The organism is bacterium (assembly GCA_019695335.1).
In the GTDB taxonomy this organism is placed as follows: Bacteria; CLD3; CLD3; order SB21; family SB21; genus JABWBZ01.
The window spans coordinates 1-6083 of sequence record JAIBAF010000111.1 but is presented as its reverse complement, the minus strand read 5'-3'; the positions used below and the strand labels follow the sequence as shown (position 1 = coordinate 6083).

Here is a 6083-nt window from a genome sequence, read left to right as displayed (position 1 = left end):
AAAAGCTTGCCTTGAAAGTTATTCGCAGACATCGCCTTCTGGAATTATTCTTAGTTGAAGCGCTTCATTTCTCATGGGACAAAGTGCATGAAGAGGCTGACCGGCTTGAACATGTTATCTCAGAAGAATTTGAACACGGAATAGACAAATATTTAGGTATGCCTAAATATGATCCTCATGGAGATCCTATTCCAACTTTAGATGGTGAAATAGATGAGGTGGATTACCACAAACTGGCAGAAATGGATGTCGGCGATACTTGCCAGATTATTCGCGTTACAGATTCACAACGATTACTGCAACTCATGCAGAAAATGGATATCGGGCTTAATGCTACTCTTATTATAAAAGAAAAAGAAGTTTTCGACGGTTCAATCATTGTTAAAATTAATGGCAAAAAAGAACATTTCCTGAGCCGAGAAGTTGCATCAAATATTTTTGTAAAAAAAGCAGGAAAGATATGAAGCTAATCAGGCTATCTGAATTGTTACTTGGACAATCGGCAATCTTGAAAGAAATTAAAATTAACGGCCTGCAAAGGCGGCGATTGCTTGATTTTGGTTTTATTAAAGACAGCGAAATCCAAGTTGCCCAGCGCAGTCCTTTAGGCGATCCTACAGCGTATTGGATTAAAGGCGCACTAATTGCCCTGCGCAAAGAAGAAACGGATAATATTTTTGTTGAAGTCAATCAAAATGCAAAAGGCCAATTATATGAGTAATACCTGTGCTATCCCCAATAATATTGCACAGTCGCGGGAACAGGTTTTTCAAATTAATCTGTCCAAGACACATCATGAGTATGTTATTGCTTTAGCCGGTAATCCTAATACCGGCAAAAGTACGATTTTCAATGCATTGACGGGATTGAATCAGCATACCGGTAATTGGCCGGGAAAAACTGTCAAACGCATGGAAGGCAAATTTCGTTTTCATGATCGACATTATCGTTTAATCGATTTGCCCGGTACCTATTCGCTATTATCCACTTCGACCGATGAGGAGATTGCACGCAATTTTGTCTTGTTCGGAAAACCCGATGTAACAGTGGTAGTAGTGGATTCGACATGCCTTGAGCGGAATCTGAACCTAGTACTACAGATCGCTCAGATAACGAATAATGTTATCCTTTGTTGTAATTTAATCGATGAAGCTAAACGCAAATCGATCTCGATTAACCAACAATCACTTGAACATGATTTGGGTCTTCCGGTTGTATTGACGTCTGCGCGAAATGGTGACGGCCTTGATGACTTGAAAAAGAGCATTGAAGAGATAATTACTGGACAGATCAGACCTCAACCGTTTGCAATTTCTTATCCTGATGAATTGAAAGAGCCAGTGGAAACACTGGTATCAAGCCTGCGCGAACTTTTTCCGACTCTGCCTAATCCTGCTTGGGTTGCAATGCGTTTATTGGACGGCGACCAAAAGATCAAAGAATCTTTGGACTCTGCTGAACTTTTACCGACTTTGCTGAATAATGATAGTTCACTGGCCACGGAAAGTCATCATTTACCATCACCGTCGAATCCTTCGGTAAATACGATTTTCAAGACAGCAGACCACTTAAGCCGATCCGTTCAACCTGTTATGCACGATCTTTTTGTTGAATCCTTATTCCTCGACGCTCAGAGAATTACACGACGAGCTGTTACAAAAAAAACCGGAATACGAATTTGGGACAATAGTTTGGATCATTTGTTGACGTCGCGAATTTTTGGCATTCCCGCAATGGTAATTCTGCTTTCCATCGTTTTCTTTTTGACCATCGAGGGTGCCAATATTCCCTCGCAGATTCTCGCGGACTGGCTATTTCAAATTGAAGGTTTATTAGATCATACATTCAATTATTTAAACGCCCCCTGGTGGCTGACCGGCTTTTTGGCGCATGGCGTTTATCGCGGTCTCGCTTGGGTAATCTCGGTCATGCTGCCGCCGATGGCCATTTTCTTCCCGATTTTCACATTTCTGGAAGATTTCGGATATCTTCCGCGTGTAGCATTCAATCTGGATCGTTTGTTTAAATGGTCAGGCGCTCATGGTAAGCAAGCGTTGGCTATGGGAATGGGTTTCGGATGTAATGCCGCTGGAGTTATCGCTACACGCATCATCGATTCTCCACGCGAGCGTCTGATTGCGATCATCACCAATAATTTTGTTCCATGTAACGGGCGCTGGCCGACTTTGATCATGCTCGCATCCCTATTTGTAGCGGCTGCGTTCCCATCGGCGTTGTCGTCGGTGGCCGCCGCGTCCACAATCGTATTTATAACTCTGTTCGGCGTTTTAGTGACTTTGCTTGTTTCGAAATTTCTCAGCACGCGTACGAGCTTACGCGGCGAATCATCGTTCTTTCAAATTGAATTGCCTCCTTACCGCCGGCCTCAATTTTTGAGAATTATTTATACATCTTTAATTGATCGAACATTGTTGGTGCTCTGGCGGGCCATTGTAATGGCTGCACCTGCAGGCGGCTTGTGCTGGCTATTAGCTAATATTTACGTTGGCCAATATTCATTATTTGCTCATGCAGCCAATTTTCTTCAGCCGATGGGTCAAGCAATCGGTTTGGACGGCGTCATTCTTTTGGCGTATATTATTGCCATCCCGGCCAATGAAATCATTGTCCCCACCATCATTATGGGCTACATGGCTGCAGGGCAGATGACTGAACTGGACAGCGATTTTGAATTGAAACAACTTTTTGTTCAAAACGGATGGTCGGTCATGACGGCCGTCAGCTTGATGCTGTTTTCGCTGCTGCATTATCCATGCAGTACGACGACGATGACAATCTGGAAAGAAACCAAAAGTGTAAAATGGACTGTGGTTTCCAACTTGCTCCCCTTGTCGATAGCCTTCGCTGTTTGTTTTATTGTTGCACAAACATGGCCTCTACTTTTCTGAATCATTTAATTCGTAAAAACAAAAAACCGTGTTATTCATGATAACACGGTTTTTTTATTTTTTAAATAAAAGCCTGTCAATGCTTATGAAAAAAGCGATGCTTCAGTTCATGTTTCAAACCCCATAATAAAAGGGGAATGAAAATTATCATGCTTATGTATTTCAACCAATCAGGGATCAGTGCTTCAGCTTTTCCCAATTGCATCTGAATCGAAATATCAAAAACATCATATATCCGGTTCAAAACAAATCCCATCAGCAATGCCACCAGAGCAATACTAATCACATAGGACCACAAGGAGCGACGGCCTAAAACTTTATTAACCACACTCATCGTCGCCATATTTGTAGCTGGGCCAGCCAGCAAGAAAACCAGTGCTGCTCCGGGAGAAAGTCCTTTCATGATAAATGCAGCAGCAATCGGTGTGGATGAACTTGCACACACATACAATGGCAGACCTACTAACAACATAACGACCATGCTCATCCATTCATTGCCAAGGTAATATTCAAAAAAATTTGCAGGAATTAAGGCCGCGATAATTCCAGATAATATCAAACCAATAAATAAGTAATAGGCAATGTCACCAAGAAGGTCTGTAAAAGCATACTGAATTCCATTTTTCAAACGCCTTCCTAATGTGGCTTTTTCTTCTATTTTCTCTGTTTCACAATGGCAATTCGTACACGCATCGGAGGAAACTTGTGGCAATACCACTTTATCCGATGATTTGTCAAGAAAATTTTCGACAACTCCCGCTGCAAAAGCGGACAGAAATGCTGCGACGGGACGAAACACGGTCATCAATGGGTCAAGCATAGCATAGGAAATAGCTATCGAATCCACACCTGATTCGGGAGTGGAAATTAAAAAACTAACCGTTGCACCCTTACTGGCGCCGTTCTTTCGTAATGAAGTTGCCATCGGAACAACGCTGCAAGAACACAATGGCAATGGTGTACCGTACAACGATGCTTTGATCACCGAACCAACATTTGCCTTCCCGATCTCTTTGACGATTTTATTTTCACTGACCAATGCTTTGATGATTCCTGCGGCGAGAAAACCGATTAAAAGATAGAATGATGCGTCCAACAACGTATCGACAATCGAATAACCGATAACAATTAGATATTGAATCGCTAATGTTTCCACTATCGCCTCTCCTCAATATGCTCAGTGGCTTGCTTCAATAAACTGGTAATGTGATGATCATCGAGTGAATAATAAGTCATTTTGCCGTCGCGGCGAAATTTTACAAGCCGCATGGTTCTTAGAAGACGCAGCTGGTGCGATACAGCCGATTTGGTTACGTTTAAATAATTGGCTAAATCGCAGACGCATAATTCATACTCGGTTAACGCCAAAACAATTTTCAGGCGCGTCGGATCGCTCAATACTTTGAAAACTTCTGCCAATTCATGCAATTCTTCGACCGTTTTCATTCGCTTTTGCAAAGCACGAATCTTTTTTGCATCAAAAAAATCTGCCTCGCAGATATCCGCCTGATCTTCAATTGATTTATGAGGGCGTGAGGTATAGGCTAAATTGGTATGCATAATTTCAATAGTTGAATAAATGCTCAACTGTTAGATACAAATAAAACGGCTTTGAGTCAACAAAAAACTCCAAGGCGTTTTAATGATCAAATTCTACTTGATTTTATTGACCACACCTTATATATTCGCACACTTTTAAATGAATGATGCACCCGTAGCTCAATTGGATAGAGCATCTGACTACGGATCAGAAGGTTTGGGGTTCGACTCCCTACGGGTGTACTAATCAGCAGCCCTTTAAAACCAAATTTTAAAGGGCTTTTTTATTAGACCTATGAAACTACTTGTACTCATTCCAGCTTATAATGCAGAGAAAACTCTTAGCCAACTTATCGATGGAATCCGCCTTTCTCTGGACAATAAATTAGATTATACAATTCTGGTTGTCGACGACGGCTCAACTGATATGACTTCGAACCTTGTGAAAAACTTGAAAGCAGAATTAATTCAGCACGAAAAAAATTCAGGTAAAGGTGCAGCTTTGAAAACAGGGTTTCAATACATGGTCACACATGAATTTGATTTGGTTGCTACTATTGACGCTGACTTACAGCATGACCCAACGGCTCTTTCCGGAATGATCGACTACCTTCAGCACCATTCTTTAGACTTCGTGATAGGTGTTCGCCAGCGCGATGCACGAATGTCCTGGCCTCGCCGTATATCAAATTCGCTCACCTCATGGATAATTTCGATAAGAATATCAATTAAAATCCCTGACAGCCAATCCGGTTATCGCGTCATTCGAAATGAAATTATAAAAAAACTATCGCTTAAAACTTCGCGTTATGAGACGGAATCTGAACTTATTTTAAAAGCGGCTCGCCTCGACTGCAAGTTCGGTTTTTATCCAATCTCGACTATTTATGCGGACGAGAAAAGCTATATTCGTCATTTCATTGACACGTGGCGTTTTATAAAAATGTTTATACTGACCATCAATAAAAATTATTAGCAAAGGATTTTATGAGCCAGCCAGTCGATCTTGAAAAGAAAAAAAGCATGACAAGGAAATTATATGATTGGGTTTTACACTGGGCGGATACGAAGTATGGAACGCCGGCATTAGCCATATTAGCATTTTTTGAATCGTCATTCTTCCCCATCCCCCCCGATCCTTTGCTGATGGCACTTTCATTATCCAAAGTAAAAAAAAGCCTGATATATGCAACAGTATGTTCAATCGCTTCAGTATTGGGAGGAGCGTTTGGCTATTGGATCGGCATTAATTTATGGCATCTGATGTCAGATTTCTTTTTTAACTATATCCCAGGTTTTACGCATGCGGTTTTCGAATTAGTGCGGCAAAAATATTCTGAGCATGCTTTTTTTGCAATTTTTACAGCCGGATTGACGCCAATTCCATATAAAGTTTTCACGATCAGTGCCGGAGTTTTTGAGATTAATTTTTTAACCTTTGTTATTGCTTCGATCTTGGGACGATCAATGAGGTTTTTTCTGGTAGCAGGTCTCATACGAATTTACGGCGAGCAGATCAAACAATTCATCGACAAGTATTTTGATATCTTGTCGATCGCTTTTATTGTACTTCTCATCGGAGGTTTTCTCATAATAAAGTGGTTAACTTGATCGAACAAACTATCAATAAAAAAA

Annotated in this window: 7 protein-coding genes and 1 tRNA gene; 6 read left to right on the top strand and 2 right to left on the bottom strand. The window is 41.1% G+C overall.

From position 1 onward, the window contains the following. The 3 genes from K1X84_16470 to feoB form a co-directional block, all read left to right on the top strand. The coding region (locus tag K1X84_16470) for a metal-dependent transcriptional regulator (protein ID MBX7153223.1) at positions 1 to 464 on the top strand (464 nt) is incomplete at its 5' end. Next, positions 461 to 721 carry a ferrous iron transport protein A gene (locus K1X84_16465; GenBank protein MBX7153222.1) on the top strand — a complete coding sequence of 87 codons (261 nt, stop codon included), beginning with the start codon at positions 461 to 463 and terminating at the stop codon, positions 719 to 721. The genes K1X84_16470 and K1X84_16465, both read left to right, overlap by 4 nt. Then, positions 696 to 2909: a ferrous iron transport protein B gene (feoB, locus tag K1X84_16460; GenBank protein MBX7153221.1), complete on the top strand. Its 2214-nt coding sequence runs from the start codon at positions 696 to 698 to the stop codon at positions 2907 to 2909. Before K1X84_16465 ends, feoB begins: the two co-directional genes overlap by 26 nt. 76 nt (positions 2910 to 2985) lie before the next feature. Here feoB and K1X84_16455 read toward each other — a convergent pair whose 3' ends face one another. Beyond that, entirely contained in the window at positions 2986 to 4065 is a 1080-nt protein-coding gene (locus K1X84_16455; protein MBX7153220.1) for an SO_0444 family Cu/Zn efflux transporter, read from the bottom strand. Further along, positions 4065 to 4469 (bottom strand): metalloregulator ArsR/SmtB family transcription factor, encoded by a 405-nt coding sequence (locus tag K1X84_16450; GenBank protein MBX7153219.1) that lies wholly within the window; start codon positions 4467 to 4469, stop codon positions 4065 to 4067. The genes K1X84_16455 and K1X84_16450 overlap by 1 nt, the downstream gene beginning before the upstream one ends. 148 nt (positions 4470 to 4617) lie before the next feature. On the opposite strand from K1X84_16450, the gene K1X84_16445 reads away from it, so the two are divergent. From K1X84_16445 to K1X84_16435, 3 genes are all read left to right on the top strand, one after another. Further along, positions 4618 to 4691 (top strand) — tRNA-Arg (locus tag K1X84_16445). Between the two features lie 52 nt (positions 4692 to 4743). Further along, the gene (locus tag K1X84_16440; GenBank protein ID MBX7153218.1) at positions 4744 to 5424 is read left to right on the top strand and encodes a glycosyltransferase family 2 protein; all 681 of its coding nucleotides are present in this window, start codon (positions 4744 to 4746) and stop codon (positions 5422 to 5424) included. 47 nt (positions 5425 to 5471) lie between these two features. After that, entirely contained in the window at positions 5472 to 6059 is a 588-nt protein-coding gene (locus tag K1X84_16435; GenBank protein ID MBX7153217.1) for a DedA family protein, read from the top strand. Positions 6060 to 6083 lie beyond the last annotated feature (24 nt).